Below are 24,044 nucleotides of genomic sequence, written 5' to 3'. Positions count from 1 at the left end.
GTACTCCCCAGGCGGAGTGCTTAATGCGTTTGCTGCAGCACTGAAGGGCGGAAACCCTCCAACACTTAGCACTCATCGTTTACGGCGTGGACTACCAGGGTATCTAATCCTGTTTGCTCCCCACGCTTTCGAGCCTCAGCGTCAGTTACAGACCAGAGAGCCGCCTTCGCCACTGGTGTTCCTCCATATATCTACGCATTTCACCGCTACACATGGAATTCCACTCTCCTCTTCTGCACTCAAGTCTCCCAGTTTCCAATGACCCTCCCCGGTTGAGCCGGGGGCTTTCACATCAGACTTAAGAAACCGCCTGCGCTCGCTTTACGCCCAATAAATCCGGACAACGCTTGCCACCTACGTATTACCGCGGCTGCTGGCACGTAGTTAGCCGTGGCTTTCTGGTTAGATACCGTCAGGGGACGTTCAGTTACTAACGTCCTTGTTCTTCTCTAACAACAGAGTTTTACGATCCGAAAACCTTCTTCACTCACGCGGCGTTGCTCGGTCAGACTTTCGTCCATTGCCGAAGATTCCCTACTGCTGCCTCCCGTAGGAGTCTGGGCCGTGTCTCAGTCCCAGTGTGGCCGATCACCCTCTCAGGTCGGCTATGCATCGTGGCCTTGGTGAGCCGTTACCTCACCAACTAGCTAATGCACCGCGGGTCCATCCATCAGCGACACCCGAAAGCGCCTTTCACTCTTATGCCATGCGGCATAAACTGTTATGCGGTATTAGCACCTGTTTCCAAGTGTTATCCCCCTCTGATGGGTAGGTTACCCACGTGTTACTCACCCGTCCGCCACTCCTCTTTCCAATTGAGTGCAAGCACTCGGGAGGAAAGAAGCGTTCGACTTGCATGTATTAGGCACGCCGCCAGCGTTCGTCCTGAGCCAGGATCAAACTCTCATAATAAAAGTTAGAACAATCTTACGATTGTTAAGCTCAATTTGTTTGCTAGCATATTGCTTGCTTGTTAAAAATGTTTGTTGTCTTGAATTGAATCAAGACGCCCTACACATTTGGTTCGTCTATTCTTTGTTCAGTTTTCAAAGGTCTACGTTACCTCGCAGCAACTTTTATATCATAACAAACTTTCGTTTGAATGTCAAGAACTTTTTTGAAAAAGTTTTTTTAAGTTGTTTTGCTCGGTCGTTGTTGTCTGTTGTGACAACTTCTATATCTTATCATCTCATTTGTTATTTGTCAACAACTTTTTTGTTGTTTTTTCAAACTTTTTCGAGAGATTTGAAATCAAGAATTGTTATTTAATTATTGATTTCTAAATCGCTCAGCTGTGTGACTCGCCTTGCGACATGTAATAATATACCAAGATTTCAAGCATTGGTCAATCATTATTTTCACTTTTTTTAAACTTTTTTTCAATACCGATTATTCTTTCTTATTCGATTAGATAAAGTTCGTTTTTTTATCAGATTATCCATTCTTTTTATTACTCATCTTCGATTTTTTTAGAAAAAAAGAATTGGTTTCAATTGTTTTTCTATTCTTTTTTATTTAATTTTTTGCGAAGACAAAAAAAGATGCCCTTAAGGCATCTTTTTTATCTCATTGTTGGGAATAGCAAAACATCACGAATTGATTGAGCATCGGTTAACAACATAACTAATCGATCAATCCCAATACCTAATCCTCCGGTTGGTGGTAAGCCATATTCTAAGGCTTCGATGAAATCTTCATCTACTCCGTGCGCTTCATCATTTCCTTGTTCTCGTTCTTTTTCTTGTTCTTCAAAACGCTCACGTTGGTCAATTGGATCATTTAATTCCGTAAATGCATTAGCAAACTCTTTTCCGATAATAAATAGTTCAAAGCGGTCAGTGAAACGACCATCTTCTGGATTTTTCTTCGCTAATGGTGAAACAGCTACTGGGTGACCATAAATAAATGTTGGTTGTTGCAATGTATCTTCTACAAATGTTTCGAAAAATTCATTAATGATGTGACCGACTGTCATGGCATCTGTAATTTCTACATTATGTTCTTTAGCCAACGCACGGGCTTCTTCTATCGTCATCTCTTGCCAAAAATCTACGCCCGTTTGTTCTTTGACCGCATCTACCATGTGTAGACGTTTGAAAGGACTGCCTAAATCAACAGCTTGACCATCGTACGTAATATCAGTAGTTCCTAAGACTTTTTCCGCAGCATTACGAATAATCCCCTCTGTTAAATCCATCACATCTTGATAATCAGTATAAGCGGTATAAGCTTCTAGCATTGTAAATTCTGGGTTATGAGTTGTATCGATTCCTTCATTACGGAAGACACGACCAATTTCATATACTTTTTCCATGCCACCGACAATTAAACGTTTTAAATGTAACTCTAGGGCAATGCGTAAGTATAAGTCCATATCTAATGCATTATGGTGTGTGATAAATGGACGCGCAGCAGCTCCTCCTGCTTCGTTATGCAAGACAGGCGTTTCTACTTCGACATAGCCATTGCCATCTAGATAACGACGGATTTCGCTAATAATTTGACTGCGTTTCATGAAACGATCAAAGCTTTCTTTGTTACTGATTAAGTCCAAGTAGCGTTGACGATAACGTTGTTCCACATTCGTTAATCCATGGTATTTATCTGGCAACGGACGCAAAGCTTTAGTTAATAACGTAATTGTTTGAGCTTTAACAGTAACTTCCCCCGTATTGGTTTTCATTACTTGACCTGTCACACCAAAGAAGTCGCCTAAGTCAGCATGTTTAAATAGTTCATAGGCTTCGTCTCCAACTTGGTCTTTCCGAACATAAATTTGAATTTGGCCTTCACGGTCTTGCAAATGGGCGAAACCAGCTTTTCCTTTACCACGTTTTGTCATCATACGTCCAGCAACGCTGACTTCTGTATTCATTTCACTAAGTTCTTCTTTTGTATGATTATCATATTGTTCATGAAGTTCTGCTGAATTATGAGTGCGATCGAAACGTTTACCGAAAGGATCAATCCCTTCTTCACGTAAAGCTTCCATTTTTTCGCGGCGCACGAGCATTTGATCATTTAAATCCTCTAAATGCGCTTGTTGTTCTTCTGCCACTGTTGTTCCTCCATTCTTGATTTTAACCTATCCTAATAATGCCACAGTAATTCGAAAAAAAGCAAGCCGAATTTTACTTTCGGCTTGAATTTTTTATTCTTCTATAGTAGTTACAGCAACTTGGGAAATCTTCTCGACAAAGGCATCAAGTAAATCGACAACTGCTTGTTGTGTTTCGACTTGGTTAATCGCAACTTTCACTTTAGCTGCTCGCGAGATTCCTTTTAGATAGTATGAAGCATGTTGACGAAACTCACGGACCGCAATTTTTTCACCTTTCAAGTCCACCAATCGTTGTAAATGAACTTTTGCAATGTTGATTTTTTCAGTTGGTGACGGCTCCGGCATCAATTCACCCGTTTCCAAGTATTCTTTTGTTCGTTGAATCATCCAAGGATTGCCTAAAGCAGCTCGACCAATCATCACACCATCTGCTCCAACATATTCTAACATGCGTTTGGCATCTTCAGGCGTTTTGACATCGCCATTTCCCATAAAAGGAATGGTTAAATGCTTTTTCACTTCCTTTAAAACGTCCCAGTTGGCTGTCCCTTCGTACATTTGGACACGTGTCCGACCATGCATAGCAATTGCCGAAGCCCCTGCTTGTTCGGCAGCCAAAGCGTTGTCTACAGCATATAGATGATCTTCATCCCAGCCTGTTCGCATTTTTACAGTGACCGGCAAAGAAACTGCCGAAGAGACTGCGTGAACCATCTCATGCACTTTATTCGGGTCCAACAACCATTTTGCACCGGCTTCAGCTTTAATTATTTTATTGACAGGGCAACCCATGTTAATATCAATAATCGCCGCTTGCGTATTTTCTTCCACAAACTTAGCGGCTTCCACTAATGTTTCTTTGTCTCCACCAAAAATTTGTACACTTAAAGGGTATTCCCGCTCATCAATATATAGCATTTCTAAGGTTTTTTTATTTCTTAATTTAATTCCTTTATCACTAATCATTTCACAAACGACTAATCCTGCGCCAAATTCTTTTACAGTCACACGAAAAGCGGCGTTACTAATACCCGCCATCGGAGCTACGACAACACGGTTGGGGATTTCAACGTCTCCAATTTTCCACATAGTCTTTCCTCCTACTTTTGATTCGTATTGCGAATCGCTTCATCACGAAGTTCAATTAATTCTTCTTCACTATAGTGATATTTATTATTACAGAATTGACAAACTGCTTCTGCTCCATGGTCTTCATCAATCATCGCATTTAATTCATCGATCCCCACGGCAATCAAAGCGGTCGCAAATTTTTCTTTGGAGCAGTCACATTTAAATTGCACAGGCATTTTTTCTAAAATTTCTACTTCGTCTTCTCCCAATAAGCGATACAAGACTTGTTCAGGTGTTTCTCCATTTTCTAGTAATTGTGAAATTGGTGGCACTTCCGCTAGACGCTGTTCAATAAAATCAATGGTACTTTCATCGGCACCTGGCATTACTTGAATCATAAAACCACCGGCTGCTTTCACAGATTCATCCGTGTCCACCAATACACCTAAACCGATAGCTGAAGGAACTTGTTCAGAGACCGCCATAAAATATGTAAAGTCTTCACCGATTTCACCAGAAACAATAGGTGTTTGTCCAGAAAAGGTTTCTTTTAATCCTAAATCTTTAATGACTGTGAAAATTCCTTCGTTACCGACAGCGCCACGTACATCAATTTTACCTGTTGCATTCAACTTTAAACTAACATGCGGATTTTTAATGTAGCCTTTTGTTTCTCCACGGCCATTACTATCGACAACAATAGCGCCAGCTGGGCCATTTCCTTGTACTTTTACAGTTAATTTATCGTCACCTTTTAAAGTCGCTCCTAGTAAAAGGGCTCCAATCAATGTGCGTCCTAACGCTGCGGTAGAAGAACTCCATGTATCATGTCTTCTTTGCGCTTCGCCAACAGTTTCAGTGGCACTGATAGCATATGCTCGAATTGAACCCTTATAACAAAGGGCTTTTACTAAATAATCTTCCATTCTTTTTCCTCTTCTCTTGGTGCTTTTTTGTCCATTAGTCAGATAATACTAGGAATCAGGTGTTTTTTCAACCAAATAATCTTCCTTCTATAGAATATCTTAATATTATAGAAGGTGCAGTATTCGTCACCTCGACAAATACTGCACCTTCTACTAATTGGTTATTTATAACGATCTTCGTAGTTATTGCGATCATATTCAGAATTTGAATCAGAATCTTTTTTCTCTTCAGATTGGACTTCTTTTTCTGTTTGTTCGCTTTCTACTTTGACTTCTTCTGCTTCATCATGTAATTCTTTTTTCGCTTCTTCAAAGTCTTGCTTTTCTTCAACTTGTTTTTGTGCTTCTTTTTCTTCTAAAGCACGTTTTGCTTCTTCGAATGTTTGCGCTTCTTTTTCACTAGGATAGTCGCTGTCAGCACCTTCAGGCATTTGACCTGTTTCAAATAATGATTTGATTGCTTTTGCATCTAATGTTTCATATTCTAATAGTTTTTCAGCGATTAGTTTATGTTGTTCACGGTGCGCTTCGATAATTTCATGCGCTTTTGTATGAGCATCCATTAAGATACGGCGAACTTCCTGATCGATTTCAAACGCCACTTGTTCTGAGTAAGCTTTTGTTTGACCATAATCACGACCGACAAAGACTTGATGGTTTCCTTCATATTGAACAGGTCCTAATTTGTCGCTCATTCCATATTCAGTTACCATGCTACGGGCAATCCCTGTTGCTTGTTCAAAGTCATTTGAAGCCCCTGTTGATTGAACGCCAAAGATAATTTCTTCTGCTGTACGTCCACCAAGTAAGCCAACGATTTGTTCAAACATATCTTCTTTAGTCATTAAGAATTGATCTTCTTTTGGTAAAGCAATCATATAACCGCCTGCGCGACCACGAGGGATAATTGTTACTTTATGGACAACACGGGCACGGCTTAAGACTAAACCAACGATTGTGTGTCCCGCTTCATGGTAAGCCACCATTTCGCGTTCTTTTTTATTAATCACGCGATCTTTTTTAGCTGGACCAGCAATTACGCGGTCTTCGGCTTCATCCACATCAGAAGCATCAATTTTTTTCTTGTTACGACGAGCGGCAACTAAGGCTGCTTCGTTTAAGACATTTTCTAAATCAGCACCAGCAAAACCTGGTGTTTGTTGTGCAACAACTTTCAAATCAACGTCATCAGCTAACGGTTTGTTTTTCGCATGAACACGTAAAATCGCTTCACGACCTTTGACATCTGGACGTCCTACCAAGATTTGGCGGTCAAAACGACCTGGACGTAACAACGCTGGGTCTAACACGTCTGAACGGTTCGTTGCAGCAATTACGATAACTCCTTCATTGCCATCAAAACCATCCATCTCAACTAATAATTGGTTAAGGGTTTGTTCACGTTCGTCGTGTCCGCCACCCATACCAGCACCACGTTGACGACCAACTGCATCGATTTCATCGATAAAGATAATCGCAGGCGCGTTTTTCTTCGCTGTTTCAAATAAATCCCGGACACGGCTAGCACCGACCCCGACAAACATTTCAACGAAATCTGAACCTGAGATTGAGTAAAATGGCACACCTGCTTCACCTGCTACGGCTTTAGCAAGTAACGTTTTACCAGTCCCTGGAGGTCCTTCTAATAGTACGCCCGCAGGAATCCGTGCGCCTAATTCAGCGAAACGACGTGGATCTTTTAAGAATTCCACTACTTCAACTAATTCTTGTTTTTCTTCTTCCGCACCAGCTACATCTGAGAAGCGGACACGGTTGGCTTTTTTATCGGCTTCTTTGGCTTTTGATTTACCGAAGTTCATCACACGGCCCCCGCCGCCACCGCCACCGCCTTGTTGGCTCATCATCATGTAGAAGAAGAAGAAAATAATCACTAATGGTAAGAAACTAAATAACAGTGACAACCAAGCGCCACTTGTTGATTGTTCTTTGACAACTAGCTTCACCTTGTTATTTTGGGCCGCATCTTGAATGCCAGCTAAGGTTGTATCACTAGGTAAAACGGTTGTTGTGAAGCCTTTTGACGACGCTTGCGTTGAGCCCCACAATGACAGACCACCTGTGTCTTTCACTTCTTGTTTTTCTTTATACTGACCTTCAATTCGGTAGACCCCATTGGTTGGTTGAATGGTCATGTCTTTGACTTTTCCGTCTTCCAATTGTTGTTGGAAGGTTGAGTAATCGATATCTGGCGATTGTTGGTTGTTATTTCCAAAAATGAAATAGACAACCATGACCATGGCAAGTACTACTAAGACGTAGTATAAACCATTTTTCATGCCATTATTCTTTTTGTTCATGCCTGTCCTCCTTATGCTCATCATTACAATTCATGTTATTCTTTTATCAATCCTGACCTTTACATTGTAACACAATTAATTCCTTGATAGATATTAATTTGATTCGTAAACTTCAGGTTTTAAAACGCCAATATAAGGCAAGTTGCGGTACGTTTCTGCATAGTCTAATCCGTAACCGACCACAAACTCATTAGGCACGTCAAACCCTACGTAGTCAGCTTTAATATCTACTACACGGCCTTCGGGTTTATCTAATAAGGTAACAATTTTCACAGATGCAGCTTTACGGTATCTAAATAAATCTACTAAATACGCTAATGTACGACCACTATCGATGATATCTTCTACGATTAAAATATGTCTACCTTCGACATTTGTGTCCAAGTCTTTGACAATTTTTACTTCGCCTGAAGAAACTGTCGCGTTGCCGTAGCTAGATACATCCATAAAGTCCAATTCTAAATAAGTATTGATTTCACGAGTCAAATCAGCCATAAATGGTACGGCACCTTTTAAAATACCGACCACTAAAGGATTTTTCCCTTGATATTCTTCTGTCAGTTGCTTGCCAAGCTCTGCAGACTTCGCAAGAATTTCTTCTTTGGAGATTAGGACTTTCTCAATATCTTTTTCTATCATAGTGCGCTCCTTTCAGCATTACTCCTTTGTCTTAAAAAGGAGTCTGTAGTGTATTTTATCAGTTTCTAAAGGAATACTCAAATAGGAATTTGCAAATTTTGGTACCCAAATGATTTCCTCTTGCTCATCCGTAATGACCCAAGCACTCTCTCTCGCTTCATTTGGCACTTTTTGATCAATAAAAACTCTGCTTAATTTTTTCGTAAACCCTGGTTTTAATGTAATCCGATCACCACTTTGGCGATGACGAACGGTCAAAGGTGTGGCTGTGGTCAACGGAATTGCTAACAACTGACCCGTCCATTGATTAATCTCTTCTGGAAGAGGAAACGGTTTGTCTGTCGCAATTAATCCTAGCCACTCGGTTTCCGATAAATAAATCCCCGCGCCAGGTACTAATAAGTGCGTGACTTCTTCTCGCAGTGCAGCCTGTTTTTGTTCTAAGCACAGCCAATCGTAACTTTTAGCCAATTGCCATTGCTGTTCTAACATAATCGAGCCTTGCGGTTGGCGTTCATCATTCAACACTTTTAAAATTTGTGTCATCTGGCGTTGATTTAACGAAACTCCTAATGGCACTAATGTTTTCTGGAAAAACGCGGTTAAAAAGAAGTGTTGGTACGCCGGCGTTTCTTTTAATAATCTCTTCAAAGGAATGCGCCAGCCTTGTTTGGTCGGTTCTAAGGCTTCAGATAATTGAGGATCAATTTGTTCTTGAATAAATTCTTGGGCAAAACGTTGTTCATTACTAAAAGAAGCAATCTGATCTAAGAATTGCGGATTTTCCTGCTTTAATAGTGGCATAACCTGATTACGGAGCCGATTTCTCAAATATTCATTGGTTTGGTTCGTTTCGTCCTCAAAATAAACGAATGCTTGGCGTTGTGCAAATTGATACAATTCTTCTTTTGGATAAATAAGTAACGGACGAATCAATTCCCCTGTCGCAAAAGGACGTCTCTCTTTGATGCCCGCGGAATGGGAAAAATTAGTTCCTCGAATCAGCTTCATTAAAATCGTTTCCGCTTGATCGTCTAGATGATGTGCCGTCATTAAGACCGCCGCACCTTCAATTTCCATGACTTCTTTAAAAAATTCATAACGAAATGTGCGCGCTTTTGCTTCTAAATTCCGTTGCTTTTCAGGGTCTTCCCAACGTGTTTCATAATACGTTAACTCTCGTTGCTGACAATAGGTAGCGAGATATTGCGCCTCCTCTTCCGACGCTTCTCGCAATTGATGATTGACATGTGCAACAACCAATTGTAACTGTTCTTTTTCTGCTACCTGTTCCATTAACGTCAAAAGGACCATGGAGTCTACACCACCAGAAACGGCGACCACGATTGTTTGATGCGGTTGCCAAAACCCTTGTTCTTTTCCTCGTTTATAAAACTGCCAAAACATTGTTCGCCCTTCTTTCTTCCTTAGAATAAAAGAGGAACCGAGAAATAACCCAATCGTTATCCCCAGTCCCCCTATTTGTTTATGCTTAGCCGCGACGTCCGCCACGTCCGCCACGTTTGCCTTCAGTATTACGTTTTAATGAAGATAAACGGTCATCACTATCTTTCAAGAAAGAGCTCATCAATGAGTCAAAATCTTGTTTATTGTTATTGTTATTTGCTTGTGGTTTATTGAAAGGTTTTTTACCACCTGTGCGTGGATTACGGTCACGATTCTCATAATTGTTTTCGCGACGTTGAAATTCACGTTTTGGTTGTTGCCCTTCTGCTGGCTCTTGCGCTTTACGGATCGATAAGCCAATTTTGCCGTCGTCACCAACTGAGGTTACTTTCACTGTTACTTCGTCACCTACTGTTAATACATCATGAATATCTTTAACGAATCCATTAGACACTTCACTGATGTGTACTAACCCAGTTTTTCCTTCTCCTAAATCAATAAATGCACCAAAGTTAGTAATCCCTGACACTTTTCCTGGCAATTTAGCTCCTACTTCGATTGACATAAAAAAATTGTTCCTCCTATTTTTTCCCTAATTATAATTGCAGTTTATTCAGCTGAAGACTTAGTTGTTTCAGTTGAAGACTGTGATTGACTATTTTTTTCTGAACTGCTCTTGCTTTCTTCCGCTCCAGAAATCTGTGTTTTTTTCATTTGTTCTGGTGTGGGATAAATCTGTTCGCCTTCTTTTGAGAGAAGGAAACGGCTACGTGCTAATTTTGCCACATAATCATCATCTTTTAACAAAGCAACGTCTTTTTTTAGATCCTTGACCTTCTTATCAACTGCTACGGATTCAGCAATTGCATCTGCTCGTTCTTGTTTGAAAGCACCTAAGCGATGATAATCTTTCATCAATTGGATGCCAGAAAAGGCAAAAATAATGAAGGCCACGAGAAAAATCGCTGCCAAGCGTCTGCGTCTAAAAATCAATTGTTTCTGTTGTTTTTGGAATTCGACATACTGTTCTTTCGTGTAGTCATTTTCCAATGCCGCAACTTTCTTCGAGTTTTTTTCATTCTTTCCCATCGTCTCGCTCCACTCGCTTTGGATTGTCCGTTTTATTATACCAACATCTAAGAACCTTGTCTAATGTTAATTTCAGAGAAGTTAAAGAAAATCAAGCTTTTTTCTGAAATATTCTTTGCTTTTGAAATAACAGTGGTTGATTTATTAATTTTTTTCAAAAGTGGCGCGTCTGTTTCATTAAAACGCTGAAAGGATGAAGCGCTTGGAATATTCATCTTTTCAATGAACTTGCCAAGCGCTCCATCCTCACCTACTTATTCTTCAGAGACACGTGTTTCTGATTTTATTTCATACATTTTTGTGGCATCTTCTTTTTTCGTAGAGTCATTTAGTTGCAGGACTTCTACTTCTAAAATTCTGTTCCCAAATTGAATTTTGACAAGGTCACCAATCTTCACAGTACTAGAAGATTTGGCTAAGACTCCGTTGATTTGAATCCGACCTTTATCAGCGACTTCTTTGGCAACTGTTCTTCTTTTAATAATGCGAGAAACTTTTAAAAATTTATCTAACCGCATCACATTCACCTCTTTTATTTTTTTTGTCTCATCCGTAAAATTTTTGCGCCATACGGTAAACTTAACCATTCACGTATCGTAAATAATTCTAACTTAATGATGGTGCTAATAAAAACTGTACCACCCACTGCAACGCCTAAAACTGTAACGAAAAACGCTTGACTTCGGTGATGCACACCTTGGAACAAGATGGAGATAATTCCTTGATAGACCAATAACGACAGCATCATGATTGCTAAACTAAGCAACAGTTTTTTCAAAAAGTTTCGTTCTCGAACAAAACAATTAATCGCTGCATCCGATTGTCGGACTAAAACGAATAACGTCGCCAGCAACCCAAGAATAGTAGACCAACTAGCACCTAATGTTCCCCAACGAAGGGTGAAAAAGCCTGTTGTCAGTAATTTCACTAATAAACCCACACCGGCTGCCACTAAAGGCCCTTTAAAACGATTGCGGCTTTGTTCAATACTTTGGTAAGCCTGAATAATGGCCATAAAAGCGATGGATAAAACATACACCCCTAAAACATCGTTGCCTTTATAATCTTTAAAAAGTGTAAAGTTCATGTACGGCAATAACATCATCAGACCAATCGAAGCCGCCGATGCTAAGGTTGTGGTAAGACGCAAAAAGATTTTTGCAACTTGTAAAAATTGTTGACGGTCTTTTTTCATAAAATATTTTGTCAAACCTGGTAAAAAGGTTGAGCTTAAAGCTAAAGCAATCACCAAACCTAATTGAACTAGTGGTTGTCCTCTGTCATAGACTCCTTTATCCACTTTCGCAGCTAAATCAGAGAGCCCGAAAAGCATGAGGGCATTTTTTACTTTAAAGGAATCAATTAATTGAAATAGAATCAGAAAAGCACTATATAAAGAGACCAAACCACCCTCAATCATTAAACGTTTAAATAGTCCTTTGGTTTGAGGCATAATCTTCCATTGATGCAAGTATTCCGTACTTCCACTAAGAATTTTTCGATTGTAGTACCATAAGACAAGTACCGCTAAGACACCGCCAGCCAACGCACCACTCATGGCCACCGTCCCCGTTTGGTAAATGGAGCCACCAAAGTAATGATAGGACAACGCAGCTACTAGAATAACCCCGACACGCACAAACTGTTCCATCACTTGCGAAATACCACTAGGCACCATCAACAAATGTCCTTGAAAATTCCCACGATAGAAGGAAAGAATTGGAACGAGTAAAAAGGTAAAGGAAACAACTTCCATCAATGGTTGGAGCGCAGCATCCCCCATACTAATAGCAATTTCTTGACTACCAAAGAAAAAGAAGACCCAACAAGCAATCGCTAACCATAACACATAGGGATATAGTTGACGCAATACTTGTTTTTGACTCCGAATATCTGGTTGTTCAGCGACAATTTTGGAAATAAATTGCGGTAAGCCTGACAACGCTAATGTCATCGCAATCCCATAGATTGGATAAACTTGCTGATACACGTAAAATCCTTCATCCCCTACAAAGTTCTGAAAAGGAACGCGATAAAACGCACTCAACACTTTTGCAATGAAGGAAGCAATGGTTAACACAACGGCACCTTGCATCATTCGTTGCATTTCTTTTTGTGCCATCTTCTAGGCCTCCTTTTAAAGGGAATCCGTTTCTTGCGAATGTTTGTATTTTTCTTGTCGTAATGCAGTTGTAAAAGCAGCAATTTCTTGAATCCAAACAGCTTCTTTACAATCTTTCGGCAACTTCAAGGAAATAGTCATTTGTTCTTTCTCAACTGCTAGATCCGCTTTTAAGTTGGTTGCCGATAACGCTTCAAACAATTGCTCCACAGAGTATGTTTTTGTGCCAATTTTGCTTAACACAAACTTGACTTTTTGGTCGCGTTTGCGAATGCTTTCTAACAAGGCACGGTCGCCATCCATTTTGATACGGCCAGTGGTTAATAAATGCGCCACTTCGTCAGGATACTCTCCAAAGCGGTCTAACAAGTCCGCTTCTAATTCTTCGTACATATCCATATTTTCTAATTGACGAATCCGTTTATAAATTTCAATTTTTTGTCGTTCGTCTGTGATGTACGTTCCTGGAATATAAGCATCAATGCCCAAATCAATTTCAACAGACGTTTTTTGGTCTTGGATATTTTTTCCTTGTTTACGAGCAACTGCCTCAGATAACATCTGTGAGTACATATCAAACCCAACCGAATCAATGAAGCCATGTTGTTGGGCACCAAGAAGGTTTCCGGCCCCTCGAATGGAAAGGTCACGCATCGCAATTTTGAACCCAGAACCTAATTCCGTAAAGTCTTTAATTGCTTCTAAACGTTTCTCGCTAACTTCGTTTAGGATTTTTTGCTGTTCGTACATAAAATAAGCATAGGCCACTCGATTGCTACGCCCCACACGACCACGTAATTGATACAACGTGGATAAGCCCATGTAGTCCGCATTTTCTACAAACAAGGTATTGGCATTAGGAATATCTACTCCTGTTTCAATAATCGTTGTAGTGACTAATATATCATATTGTCCTTCAATAAAATCAAACAAAGTATTCTCGAGTTGAACTTCTGTCATTTGACCATGTGCATACGCAATTCGTGCGTCTGGAACTAGCGCTTGTAGCTCTTCAACTTTTCGTTCAATCGTATCTACTCGGTTGTATAAATAAAAGACTTGGCCATCTCGGGCCATTTCTCGCTCAATCGCTTCCCGAATCGCCCCAGGATTATTTTCCATGACATACGTTTGGATCGGATAACGATTCTCTGGTGGGGTTTCGATGACGGATAAATCACGGACACCTAACATTGACATATGAAGGGTCCTTGGGATTGGTGTTGCTGTTAACGTCAAGACATCCACTTGTGAACGCAATTGTTTTAGTCGTTCTTTATGTTTCACTCCAAACCGTTGTTCCTCATCAATAATCAACAAGCCTAAATCACTAAAATTAATATCTTGCGACAATAAGCGATGGGTACCGATCACAATATCTACTTGGCCATGTTTAATTTTTTCAATTGTTTCATTTTGCTGTTTTTTCGTGCGGAAACGACTTAATAAACCAATTTCTACAGGAAAGCCCTCAAACCGCTCTTGAATCGTTTCGTAATGTTGTTGCGCTAAAATAGTTGTTGGCACTAAAAAGGCGACCTGTTTATTGTTGCTAACAGCTTTGAAGGCCGCTCGTAAAGCCACTTCTGTTTTACCAAACCCTACATCGCCAACTAACAAACGATCCATTGGTCGAGATTTTTCCATGTCGTGTTTAATTTCGGCCGCACTACGTAATTGATCATCTGTTTCAGAATACGGAAAAGCCTCTTCAAATTCTTTTTGATACGCATCGTCTGGCGGAAAAGCATAGCCTTTTTCCGATTCTCTTGTTGCATAAAGTAAGATTAAATCATCCGCGATATCTTCAATTTTCGAAGCAACTTTTCGTTTGGTTTTCGTCCATTCGCTGCCGCCTAGCTTGTTAATTTTCGGCGTTTTAGACTCAGAGGCAACGAACTTTTGAATCAAGTTCAATTGCGTTACTGGAATAAACAATTTATCATCATTTTGGTACAAGATAGTCATGTAATCTTGATGGACCCCATCAACTTCCAAGGTTTCCATACCAATATATTTACCAATCCCGTGATTCGCATGAACGACATAATCGCCCGTTTTTAAGTCGCTATAACTTTTCAACCGTTCTGCATTGGAGATTGTTTGACGACGTGCCCGTTTTTTGGTCGTTGTATGAAAAATTTCTTTTTCCGTAATCGCCACTAATTTGTTTTTAGGTAATTCAAACCCTGTTTGTAATGCCCCTTGAACAATTTGGACATGTCCATCTAACAGCTGATCCCAATTGCTGACTACGCTAGGTATGTCAAAGTCCTGAAATAGCTCTTCGACTTTTTGAATCCGTTCTTTCGTAGGAACAAAAACAACGACCGTTTGGTTTTGCTTTTGCCAACGGTCCACTTCCGCTTTTAGCAACGGCATTTGACCGAAGAATTGTTGCATTGAACGATATTGGAAATTATGGATTTCTTGGAAACGAAGATTCCCCATTCCTTTTTGGAAAAGTGAAAAGAAGGTCGTATTTCGTGCGGTTTTTCGCAATTGATCATGAAAGTCTACGCCAAAAGTTTGTTCAGAAAACACGCGCATTTCTTCAATTTTTAGGGTTTGCCATTCCGCTTCCTCTCTAGCAATCTCCCGTTCCGTTTCCATCATACGAGAATAATCATCCACAAAAAGCAAACTGTTTTCTGGTAAATAATCTAACAGCGTAGTTTTTTGTTGGTACAGAAAATCTGTATAATAGTGAGCATTTTCTGTAGGAATCCCTTGTTCCCAAGAAAACAGCAACTGACCAAAATATTCTTCTAAAAAATCGGTCTCCGTTTGATCTTTAGCTGTCGCTAAACGTTTTTCTAGAGCATCTCGTAACCTCATCATGCCATGATTCATATCTGCCTTTGAGAACACTAAATCAGTCATTGGTGAAATCGTTACTTCTTCAAGATTTTCTAATGAACGTTGGGTATCTGCTTCAAAATAACGGATTGAGTCAATTTCAACATCAAACAGTTCCACTCGAACAGGGTATTCGGCATTTAGCGGATAGACATCAATAATGCTTCCGCGAATACTAAATTCGCCGGGCTTTCCGACCATTGATTGGCGTTCATAGCCCATTAACACTAAGCGTTGCGCGAGGATTTCAGGTTCTACTTCTGTCCCGATTTCCCAATGAAGCTGCGCATTTTGCCACGTTTCTTTCGTTGGCAAATATTTTCGTAGTCCAGCCACTGGTACGACCACGATTCCTGCATTCGCTGTCATCAGGAAATTTAACGCACTCACTCGATCTGCGCGCGCTTCTGGTGAAGAAAAGGCCATTTCGGCGGATAACACTTCATCTACTGGAAATAGATGAACTTGTTCTGAAGGTAAAATATTTAAAAAATCATCTACTAATTGATTGGCATAGTATAGGTTGGGAACCGCAATAACAATTTTTTGATGCGTCTTTTGTAAAGCACCTGCCATCAGTAATGTTTTAGCAGAGCCTGATAACCCAGTAATTAGTTGGCGCGTTCCCGTTGTCATTAGTTGACTGCGCCATGATTTTGCAATTTCTGTTTGGCTAATTCGTTCGATAATATTCAAATAAGGGCCCTCCTTTCTGCTATTTTCCATTAAATTGATTCATTGTCTCAACAAACGTATGACCTTCGCATGCATATAAAGCGGCATCGGCTGCTTTTTTTACGGCAAGCAACATCTCTTCGTGTGTTTCTTTGGGAAAAGTACTTAGTACATGGTGGATAACTGTATCATTTTTTGAGGGCCGACCAATACCAATTTTAATTCTAGGAAAGACATTTGTTCCTAAATGGGCGATCAGACTTTTTATCCCATTGTGCCCGCCAGCACTACCTTTTTGTCGTAAACGAATTTTACCGACGTCTAAGTCTAAGTCATCATAAATAACAATCAAGTCTTCCTCATCTACCCCAAAGTAGGTCAATAACGGACCAACGGAGCGACCTGATTCATTCATAAATGTTAATGGTTTCACTAATAATACTTTCTCAGTTCCTATAAAAAACTCTGCAATATCTGCTTCAAAATTACTATTATTAAACGAAACATTTTGCCGATACGCAATTTCATCTAGCGTAATAAAGCCAATGTTGTGTTTTGTTTCTTTGTATTTACTACCGGGATTTCCCAGTCCTACGATTACTTTCATCTTTCATTCTCCTTGGATTATAAGCTTGCCAACACAAAATGGCTGGGAAGCGTATGCGCTACCCAGTTTTACTCATTATACCATAGAAATAAAAAAACTCGCAGTCTTTGAAGATTAAGAAAGATGTAAAAAAAATTTTTAGAAATTTAAATATGCACAAGATAGTGAAATTACGCACATGTAAGAGCTACCATTTTGAAACAGGTCTGAAAACTGTATCATTTTTACAATCAAAGTTCGTGACATTTTTTACAAACTATGTTACTATCACTTTAGCAACAGGAAATAAAAACTCGTTGCTCACGAAAAAGAATGTAGAGGAAGGAATGGTACACATGACTGCAGCCGCAGGGAATAAAGATCACCAAAAAGTAATTTTAGTCGGGGACGGTGCCGTAGGTTCTAGCTATGCCTTTGCTTTAGTAACTCAGAATATTGCTCAAGAAGTTGGGATTATTGATATTAATGTACCAAAAACTGAAGGAGACGCGTTGGACTTATCCCACGCATTAGCATTTACTTCTCCTAAAAAAATCTATGCAGCTACTTATGACGATTGCCATGATGCAGACTTAGTTGTCTTAACAGCTGGCGCGCCTCAAAAACCAGGCGAAACTCGTTTAGACTTAGTTCATAAAAACTTGAAAATTAATAAAGAAATCGTTACAACAATTGTTGATTCTGGTTTCAACGGTATCTTCTTAGTTGCAGCAAACCCAGTCGATATTTTGACTTATTCAACTTGGAAATTCTCTGGTTTCCCGAAAGAACGAGTAATTGGTTCAGGAACTTCACTAGATTCTGCTCGTTTCCGTCAAGCAATTGCCGAATTAGTTGATGTTGATGCACGAAATGTCCATGCCTACATCTTAGGTGAACACGGAGATACAGAATTCCCAGTTTGGTCACATGCGAATGTCGCTGGCTTACAAATTTACGAATGGGTGAAAAATAATCCTGACGTCGATGAAGAAGCAATGGTTAACTTATTCTTCAACGTACGTGACGCTGCTTACACAATCATCGAGAAAAAAGGAGCTACCTTCTATGGGATCGCGGTTGCACTAGCGCGTATCACTAAAGCGATCCTAAACGATGAAAACTCTGTGTTACCATTATCTGTTTATTTAGAAGGCGAATATGGTCAAAACGATATTTATATCGGTGCACCAGCGATCATCAACCGCCAAGGAGTTAAACAAGTCATTGAAATTCCATTAACAGATGCTGAACAAGAAAAAATGGAAGCTTCTGCTTCTGCATTAAAAGAAGTTATTGCAACAGCTTTTGCTAAATTTGAAGCAGAAGAAGCAAAATAACTCCTTCTACAATAGTCGAAAATTAAAAGCAACCAAGAGTGAACACTATTGTTACTCAGCTTTAAAGCCTGGTACAAAAATCCAAAGCGATTTTTGCACCAGGCTTTACTTTTAATCTGTTTTACTTTACTCATCGCCAAATTTTTTCAAAAAATTATTATTTTGTTTAACTCGAAAAATAACAATCCCCAAAAATAAATTTGTTATCTAAAATTCACTACACTACTTAATATAGTCCATCTGCTTCTTCTTTTGTCACAATGTAAATATTTTTCATTTGCGTATAAGCATCTAGCATTGATTTATGCGTTTCTCGACCAATTCCTGATTTTTTATAACCACCGAATGGCGCGCCCGCAGGCAATTGATTGTATGTGTTGACCCACATCCGACCTGTCCGTACACCACGAGCAACCCGTAATGCCACATTGATATCTTGAGAAAAGACGGCACCACCTAGACCATATTCAGAATCATTAGCTAAACGAATGACCTCTTCTTCCGTTTCAAATTTAATCACTGTTGCAACAGGACCAAAGATTTCTTCTTGGGCCACGCACATTGTATTCGTGCCATTTGCTAATAACGTAGGTGCTAAAAAAGCCCCCTTGTCTAGCCCATTTTCTGTTAAACGTTGCCCACCAGTAATCAGTGTAGCTCCTTCTTTCACACCAATCTCGACATATTTTAAAATTTCTTCCAATTGATGCTCATTGATCTGAGCGCCCATTTCAACATCTTTTTCCCACGGGAAACCAACTTTTACTTGTTCAAACTTTTCTTTCAAAGCCTCTACAAATTGATCATAAATACCTGACTGAACGAACACACGAGACCCAGCACAACAAACTTGCCCTTGATTGAATAAAATCCCTAACTGCACACCTTCTAATGCTCGTTCCCAATTGGCATCTTCAAAAATAATGTTGGCTGATTTTCCGCCAAGTTCTAAAGTGGCTGGAATTAGGCGGTCGGCCGCGGCTTTAGCGACAGTGTACCCTACCTCTGTTGAACCTGTAAAAGCTAGCTTATCAAAACCTGGATGTGCCAACATATAATTTCCTGAATCAGAACCACGACCGGTGATTAAATTCACTACTCCTTTCGGCAAGACTTGATCAAAAATCTTAAACAATTCCAACAGACTTAATGATGTGCTCGAGGATGGATGAATCACAACAGTATTACCTGCTGCCAACGCTGGCGCTAATTTCCAAGCACCCATTAGCAATGGAAAATTCCACGGAATAATTTGACCAACGACACCAATGGGTTCTTTCACAACAATGGATAACGTATCCTTATCAAATTCTTTGACAGACCCTTCTTCTCCACGAATCACACTAGCAAAATACCGAAAATGGTCTGCACTGGCAGGGACATCAATCGATCGCGTTTCCCGAAGTGGTTTTCCATTATCTAAAGTCTCCACCATAGCTAAATGTTCTTGATTTTCTTCAATCAAATCAGCAATTTTCAATAAAAGATTGCTTCTTGTTACAACATCAACATCTTTCCAGGTCTGAAACGCTTCTTGAGCTGCTTCTACAGCTCGATCCACATCTTCATTTGTGGCATCTACAAATTCTGCTAATTTTTCGCCATTACTAGGATTGTAACTAGCAATCATTTTATTACCACTACCTGTGGTCCACTCTCCATTAATATACAATTGATAGCGACTGGCAACTACTTGATTTATTTCTTTTTTGCTCATTTAACCACCTCTTCTTTCATTTTTGTATCCGCTTACAATTATAAGACATCTTCCACCTAAAAGTAAATGATTCTACCAAAAAAAAATATAGCTCTCGGCGACTGTTGCTAACTCACCCAGATCTGAAACCTTCTGGCAATAACTGAATGTATTAAACTTTATTTGAGCGATCTTTTGTCACAAAAAAAAGCTAGCACTGAAGAATTAAAATTGATTCTTCAGTGCTAACTTTGATTTTTCCAACTCATCCGTTCTTATTGACAAAGAGCTGATTTTTTTATTTATCTTTTGGAACGATATAGTTCATTAAATGTGTTTCATCGGCTGAGATTGTACGTGTTGAAACAACGTTTAATCCCTTCACATTCATTTCAGAAATTAAGATGCTACCATCTTTAAAGACTTTTTCCACAAATGCGACATGACCGTAAGTATTGTCCGCGCCTAAAACACCAGCTGGGAAGGAAACCGCTGCGCCTGCTTTTGGTGTACGACTTACTTTGTACCCACGTGCACGACCTGTTTCGCCCCAATCTTGACCATTCCCCATTGTTAAGTCCACACGTTTACCTAATTGCGTAATACGGTTATAGACATATTGTGTACAGTTGCCCCAAGCATAACTATTAAAGGTGTCATAGTTTTTGCCATTATAGGCTGGGAAATTTGATTCCATTGGTTCGACGGTTGCTTTTTCTTTATCATAATAAGTTAAATCGTATGTTTTAATTAACGCATTTAATTTCTTATGGTAATCTTTGTCCGTTGCGTATTTTCCTGTTAGGAAACGTGTCGCTTCTTTGTATGATTTAGCTTCTGTTTTCCAGACACCATGATAGAAATCTTTATTGGAATCTAAACCATTTTTCAACAATTTCGCATAATCTTCCATCGATTCTTTATACGATGGATATTGACGGAATTTTGCTTCTACTGTGTATAGGTTACCGAAACCATTGTCTTCATAGGTAATAAAAGAAACAGATTGACCTTTGTAATCGCCTTTGATACCAAACAAATTGTAGTTTGGTTTCTGGCTTAATTTACTATTGCCGCTGCCACTTTCTAAAATTGCTTGAGCAATCATCACACTAGCATATAAGTTTTTGTCCTTAGCCACTTTCCGAGCAGATTCACCGATTTCTTGAATAAACTCTTCTGTCTTCTTCGTTTTGCTGACCGTAAACGTCTCATCGTCTTCCACTAACCCAACCGTTTCATTTGTAACCGGCGGGACTATTTCAGGCTGCGGTGTTGACGCTGCTGGTTGCTCTACTGGCTTTTTAGCTGGCGCGGTAGGTGTCACTGGTTTCGCCGGCTGTTTTGATTCAGAAGTACTCGTGCCAGGCTTTGGCTGTTCTTTAGAAGAACTTGGTGTGGTCGTTGGCGTGGTACTTGATTCAGTTGTACTTGTTGACGTAGAATCTGTGGTTGACTCTGTTGTACTCGTTGAGGTGGAATCAGTAGTCGATTCTGTCGTACTTGTGGATGTTGAATCCGTTGTGGAATCTGTCGTTTCGGTTCCTGACGTTTCCGTGGACTCCGTGGTTGCAGATGTACTTGATTCGGTTGAACTTTCTGTTTCAGTTGTTGTTTCTTCTGTCGCTTCTGTTGTTTCACTAGTCGCTGTCGTTTCAGTGGCTTCAGCAGTTGTTGCTTCTGCGGTTGTTTCTGCGACAGAACTATTTTCAGCTACCAAGTTATTACCTTCTGCAAATGCACCTACTGGCACTGATGAACCTAAAAGTAATAAGGTAGAGAACAGGGCAAATTGTTTTTTCATACTCATTCTCCTTTTTTATTTTTCTCCATTTATTTTTATGTACCAACATAATAATTGACATAGTTATTGTTTAAATGGCTCCTTTTTTAATAGTATACTGTTTCATAAAAAATTTCTAGCAAAAAGTTAAAAAAATAGAAGAAAATTCACAAATTCTTCTATCTTTTTTTGGTAATTTTCTAAGAAAAAAAAGAAAGGACTTGAACAAACATCAATATCCTCTCTTTTTCTCGTTATCCTTCAAACAAAATACTTTTTTTTCGAAGCGCCTCTTTGATTTCTTGGAAAGTTTCTTCGTCTGCACAGCGAATAGTATGCAGATGGACGCCTCCTGTTAAAACTGATAGTAATGTAGCATGCTCTTTTTGATACTTATCCATAAATTTATCAATGTCTTTCTCTGTTTGAATGCGCAAACTACCGATTAATTCCCCATAAAGTGGATGTGCAATACTCACATCTACCACTTCTCCACCTTTGGCAACAATGACTGACAATTCTTCTCTCGTTTGTTCAGGCGTATGTTGACAAGCAATTTTCCGCTCAATTCCTTCTAAAGGTTGTTCCAACATATACCCTCGAGCTGTTGCGACAATTTCGACGCCTGTCGCCCGTAATAGAGCGACATCTCCTACAATAATTTGTCTGCTGACATCAAAAGCTTTTGCAAAACGAGTAGCACTAATTGGCTTTTCGGTCTCTCTTAATCTTTTAACAATCTCTCTTCTTCTGATTTCTCCATCCACGACGTTAGCCTCACTCTCCTAAATGTTTTTCTTGGAAACGTTTAGAGGCGTCCATAATTCCTTGGAAAGTCTCAGATAATGTTTCTTCATACTCGGCATTTTCAACATGATTCAGAATAGTTTCTAACACTTGTCGCTCTCTTTCAGAGTCAAAAACCGCATGCCCTGCTTTCTTTTTCACTGCAGCAATCTCTGCGACGACATCCATCCGTTGTTCTAATAAACGGACCAGTTCCTTATCGATTTGGTTAATCTTTGCTCGTTGTTGTTCTAAAGAAGTTGTTGGGGCGTCATCTTCAGTCAATTCTTTAATTATCCTTGCTGGATTACCTGCTATGACACAGTTTTCTGGGAACGATTTGGTCACAACAGCGCCTGCTGCCACCACTACATTATCGCCTAATGTTACACCAGGAAGGAGAATCGCTCCACCGCCAATCCAAACATTGTTGCCAATGATAATTCGTTTCCCTGATTCCATTCCGCTATTACGCTTGGCCGCTTGTAATGGATGCTCAGCTGTATAAAGTTGCACATTGGGGCCAAACATACAGTTATCGCCAATTTCGATTGGACAAACATCTAAAAAAACGTTATTAAAATTGGCATAGAAATTTTTCCCCACAGAAATGTTGTAGCCGTAATCAAATTGAATCATCGGTTCGATATAAGTTCCGACACCCACTTTTCCAAACGTTTCTTCTATTAATTGACGACGAATATAAGTGTCTGGTTGTTGGTTAATTAACGCCATTTGTTCACGGGCTTTTTTGCGATCAGCCACTAATTCAGGATCTGAGGCAAAATATAATGCGCCGGCGATCATTTTTTCTTTTTCTGATTTAAATTCTTCCATTCCGTTACTCCTTTATCGTTAATTCTGCAAATATCGTTTCGGCTTTCGCTTCTAAAAAATAATAAGGTTGTTGTAAAAATAGCGGCGTTTGATTAATGGCTAAAATAGTTGCCGTTGGTTGTTTATAATGAATCAAATCGCAAAACGGATGCACTTGAAAACTCGTACCGACAATCACGATTAAGTCGGCAGAAGCAACGGCCTGAATGGCTTTTTCGATTGCCTCTTCTGATAATCCTTCTTCATACAAAGTAATAGCTGGACGGATTTGTCCATGACAGTCTGCGTGCCGATCACTAAGTAAATAGTCTTGCCAAGGAACCGTTGCACCACAAGTTTGGCAGTAACATTCATATAAATTACCGTGAAAGTCCACCACTTCTTGGCTACCTGCTTTTCGATGAAGCCCATCAATATTTTGTGAAACAATTTTTCCCCGTTTCATTTGCTCTAATTGTGCCATTTTCTGGTGAATGATATTAGGTTGTGCGTCTGGATGATAGAGCGTTTTAACGAATTGATAAAACTTTTCTGGCTCAGTTTTTAAGCAAGTCCGGCTCAATAAGTATTCCGGTTGCTGGATTCCTTGATAGACACCTTTTAAGGAACGATAATCTGGCACACCTGAGGCTGTCGAGATACCCGCACCTGTTAAAAATGTGATTTTTTGTTGGGTTGCCAACCAATGAATTGCCTCAGTTTGCGTGATATCTTGCATATTGATTCAGCTCCTAATCTTCTATATTATAACGTATTTTAACATTAGCACCAAAAGTTTTTCCACTTTTTGAAAACTTCTTACCTATATATTGATTTATCTTGAAAGAGTTTGTGACAAATTTCTCAACT

The 24,044-nt window shown here is 39.6% G+C and carries 18 protein-coding genes and 1 rRNA gene (1 of these 19 cut by a window edge); 1 reads left to right on the top strand and 18 read right to left on the bottom strand.

Features of this window, described 5'->3' with window-relative positions; genetic code table 11:
• From IGI87_RS01410 to pth, 13 genes are all read right to left on the bottom strand, one after another.
• Window positions 1–912, bottom strand: a 16S ribosomal RNA gene (locus IGI87_RS01410) (it extends 649 nt beyond the left edge of the window).
• A 649-nt stretch (window positions 913–1,561) separates the two neighbouring features.
• Window positions 1,562–3,058, bottom strand: coding sequence for a lysine--tRNA ligase (gene lysS / locus IGI87_RS01405; RefSeq protein ID WP_002359372.1), 1,497 nt, complete (start codon window positions 3,056–3,058; stop codon window positions 1,562–1,564).
• 93 nt (window positions 3,059–3,151) lie between these two features.
• Window positions 3,152–4,150 (bottom strand): tRNA dihydrouridine synthase DusB, encoded by a 999-nt coding sequence (dusB, locus tag IGI87_RS01400; RefSeq protein ID WP_104855137.1) that lies wholly within the window; start codon window positions 4,148–4,150, stop codon window positions 3,152–3,154.
• A gap of 11 nt (window positions 4,151–4,161) precedes the next feature.
• Window positions 4,162–5,058 carry an Hsp33 family molecular chaperone HslO gene (gene hslO / locus IGI87_RS01395; protein WP_438736089.1) on the bottom strand — a complete coding sequence of 299 codons (897 nt, stop codon included), beginning with the start codon at window positions 5,056–5,058 and terminating at the stop codon, window positions 4,162–4,164.
• A 161-nt stretch (window positions 5,059–5,219) separates the two neighbouring features.
• A complete protein-coding gene (gene ftsH, locus IGI87_RS01390; RefSeq protein WP_104855135.1) occupies window positions 5,220–7,376 on the bottom strand; it encodes an ATP-dependent zinc metalloprotease FtsH in 2,157 nt (718 codons plus the stop codon).
• Window positions 7,377–7,469: 93 nt separating this feature from the next.
• The gene (gene hpt, locus IGI87_RS01385) at window positions 7,470–8,015 is read right to left on the bottom strand and encodes a hypoxanthine phosphoribosyltransferase (protein ID WP_002356260.1); all 546 of its coding nucleotides are present in this window, start codon (window positions 8,013–8,015) and stop codon (window positions 7,470–7,472) included.
• An 18-nt stretch (window positions 8,016–8,033) separates the two neighbouring features.
• Window positions 8,034–9,422, bottom strand: coding sequence for a tRNA lysidine(34) synthetase TilS (gene tilS, locus IGI87_RS01380; protein ID WP_438736088.1), 1,389 nt, complete (start codon window positions 9,420–9,422; stop codon window positions 8,034–8,036).
• Window positions 9,423–9,507: 85 nt separating this feature from the next.
• A complete protein-coding gene (locus IGI87_RS01375) occupies window positions 9,508–9,987 on the bottom strand; it encodes a S1 domain-containing RNA-binding protein (protein WP_104855133.1) in 480 nt (159 codons plus the stop codon).
• A 44-nt stretch (window positions 9,988–10,031) separates the two neighbouring features.
• Window positions 10,032–10,511 carry an FtsB family cell division protein gene (locus tag IGI87_RS01370; protein ID WP_002419125.1) on the bottom strand — a complete coding sequence of 160 codons (480 nt, stop codon included), beginning with the start codon at window positions 10,509–10,511 and terminating at the stop codon, window positions 10,032–10,034.
• Between the two features lie 254 nt (window positions 10,512–10,765).
• Complete coding sequence (locus IGI87_RS01365; RefSeq protein WP_002356255.1) at window positions 10,766–11,029, bottom strand: RNA-binding S4 domain-containing protein; 264 nt, start codon at window positions 11,027–11,029, stop codon at window positions 10,766–10,768.
• Between the two features lie 14 nt (window positions 11,030–11,043).
• A complete protein-coding gene (locus tag IGI87_RS01360) occupies window positions 11,044–12,633 on the bottom strand; it encodes a putative polysaccharide biosynthesis protein (protein WP_438736087.1) in 1,590 nt (529 codons plus the stop codon).
• A 15-nt stretch (window positions 12,634–12,648) separates the two neighbouring features.
• The gene (gene mfd / locus IGI87_RS01355) at window positions 12,649–16,188 is read right to left on the bottom strand and encodes a transcription-repair coupling factor (RefSeq protein WP_438736086.1); all 3,540 of its coding nucleotides are present in this window, start codon (window positions 16,186–16,188) and stop codon (window positions 12,649–12,651) included.
• Window positions 16,189–16,207: 19 nt separating this feature from the next.
• Complete coding sequence (gene pth, locus IGI87_RS01350; RefSeq protein ID WP_113795063.1) at window positions 16,208–16,774, bottom strand: aminoacyl-tRNA hydrolase; 567 nt, start codon at window positions 16,772–16,774, stop codon at window positions 16,208–16,210.
• Between the two features lie 335 nt (window positions 16,775–17,109).
• On the opposite strand from pth, the gene IGI87_RS01345 reads away from it, so the two are divergent.
• Window positions 17,110–18,093, top strand: a complete 984-nt coding sequence (locus IGI87_RS01345) for an L-lactate dehydrogenase (RefSeq protein WP_104855129.1) — start codon at window positions 17,110–17,112, stop codon at window positions 18,091–18,093.
• A gap of 226 nt (window positions 18,094–18,319) precedes the next feature.
• On the opposite strand, the gene IGI87_RS01340 is transcribed toward IGI87_RS01345, so the two are convergent.
• From IGI87_RS01340 to IGI87_RS01320, 5 genes are all read right to left on the bottom strand, one after another.
• Complete coding sequence (locus IGI87_RS01340) at window positions 18,320–19,810, bottom strand: aldehyde dehydrogenase family protein (RefSeq protein WP_104855128.1); 1,491 nt, start codon at window positions 19,808–19,810, stop codon at window positions 18,320–18,322.
• A 277-nt stretch (window positions 19,811–20,087) separates the two neighbouring features.
• The gene (locus IGI87_RS01335) at window positions 20,088–21,599 is read right to left on the bottom strand and encodes a glucosaminidase domain-containing protein (RefSeq protein ID WP_317095837.1); all 1,512 of its coding nucleotides are present in this window, start codon (window positions 21,597–21,599) and stop codon (window positions 20,088–20,090) included.
• A gap of 227 nt (window positions 21,600–21,826) precedes the next feature.
• Window positions 21,827–22,339 (bottom strand): transcription repressor NadR, encoded by a 513-nt coding sequence (locus IGI87_RS01330; RefSeq protein WP_280211821.1) that lies wholly within the window; start codon window positions 22,337–22,339, stop codon window positions 21,827–21,829.
• Window positions 22,340–22,349: 10 nt separating this feature from the next.
• On the bottom strand, window positions 22,350–23,195 hold the full coding sequence (locus tag IGI87_RS01325) for a chorismate mutase (protein WP_280211820.1): 846 nt from the start codon (window positions 23,193–23,195) through the stop codon (window positions 22,350–22,352).
• Between the two features lie 4 nt (window positions 23,196–23,199).
• Window positions 23,200–23,913: an NAD-dependent protein deacylase gene (locus tag IGI87_RS01320; protein ID WP_438736085.1), complete on the bottom strand. Its 714-nt coding sequence runs from the start codon at window positions 23,911–23,913 to the stop codon at window positions 23,200–23,202.
• Window positions 23,914–24,044: the final 131 nt, after the last annotated feature.

This window comes from Enterococcus sp. DIV1444a (assembly GCF_051712125.1).
In the GTDB taxonomy this organism is placed as follows: Bacteria; Bacillota; Bacilli; order Lactobacillales; family Enterococcaceae; genus Enterococcus; species Enterococcus faecalis.
The sequence above is the reverse complement of the archived record's forward strand: the minus strand, read 5'-3'. Positions and strand labels throughout refer to the sequence as shown.

Excerpts from the sequence above, each read along its gene's own strand:
- dusB (WP_104855137.1), bottom strand. The coding sequence starts at position 4,150 with ATGTGGAAAATTGGAGACGTTGAAATCCCCAACCGTGTTGTCGTAGCT.
- hslO (WP_438736089.1), bottom strand. The coding sequence starts at position 5,058 with ATGGAAGATTATTTAGTAAAAGCCCTTTGTTATAAGGGTTCAATTCGA.
- ftsH (WP_104855135.1), bottom strand. The coding sequence starts at position 7,376 with ATGAACAAAAAGAATAATGGCATGAAAAATGGTTTATACTACGTCTTA.
- hpt (WP_002356260.1), bottom strand. The coding sequence starts at position 8,015 with ATGATAGAAAAAGATATTGAGAAAGTCCTAATCTCCAAAGAAGAAATT.
- tilS (WP_438736088.1), bottom strand. The coding sequence starts at position 9,422 with ATGTTTTGGCAGTTTTATAAACGAGGAAAAGAACAAGGGTTTTGGCAA.
- IGI87_RS01375 (WP_104855133.1), bottom strand. The coding sequence starts at position 9,987 with ATGTCAATCGAAGTAGGAGCTAAATTGCCAGGAAAAGTGTCAGGGATT.
- IGI87_RS01370 (WP_002419125.1), bottom strand. The coding sequence starts at position 10,511 with ATGGGAAAGAATGAAAAAAACTCGAAGAAAGTTGCGGCATTGGAAAAT.
- IGI87_RS01365 (WP_002356255.1), bottom strand. The coding sequence starts at position 11,029 with ATGCGGTTAGATAAATTTTTAAAAGTTTCTCGCATTATTAAAAGAAGA.
- IGI87_RS01360 (WP_438736087.1), bottom strand. The coding sequence starts at position 12,633 with ATGGCACAAAAAGAAATGCAACGAATGATGCAAGGTGCCGTTGTGTTA.
- pth (WP_113795063.1), bottom strand. The coding sequence starts at position 16,774 with ATGAAAGTAATCGTAGGACTGGGAAATCCCGGTAGTAAATACAAAGAA.
- IGI87_RS01345 (WP_104855129.1), top strand. The coding sequence starts at position 17,110 with ATGACTGCAGCCGCAGGGAATAAAGATCACCAAAAAGTAATTTTAGTC.
- IGI87_RS01340 (WP_104855128.1), bottom strand. The coding sequence starts at position 19,810 with ATGAGCAAAAAAGAAATAAATCAAGTAGTTGCCAGTCGCTATCAATTG.
- IGI87_RS01335 (WP_317095837.1), bottom strand. The coding sequence starts at position 21,599 with ATGAGTATGAAAAAACAATTTGCCCTGTTCTCTACCTTATTACTTTTA.
- IGI87_RS01325 (WP_280211820.1), bottom strand. The coding sequence starts at position 23,195 with ATGGAAGAATTTAAATCAGAAAAAGAAAAAATGATCGCCGGCGCATTA.
- IGI87_RS01320 (WP_438736085.1), bottom strand. The coding sequence starts at position 23,913 with ATGCAAGATATCACGCAAACTGAGGCAATTCATTGGTTGGCAACCCAA.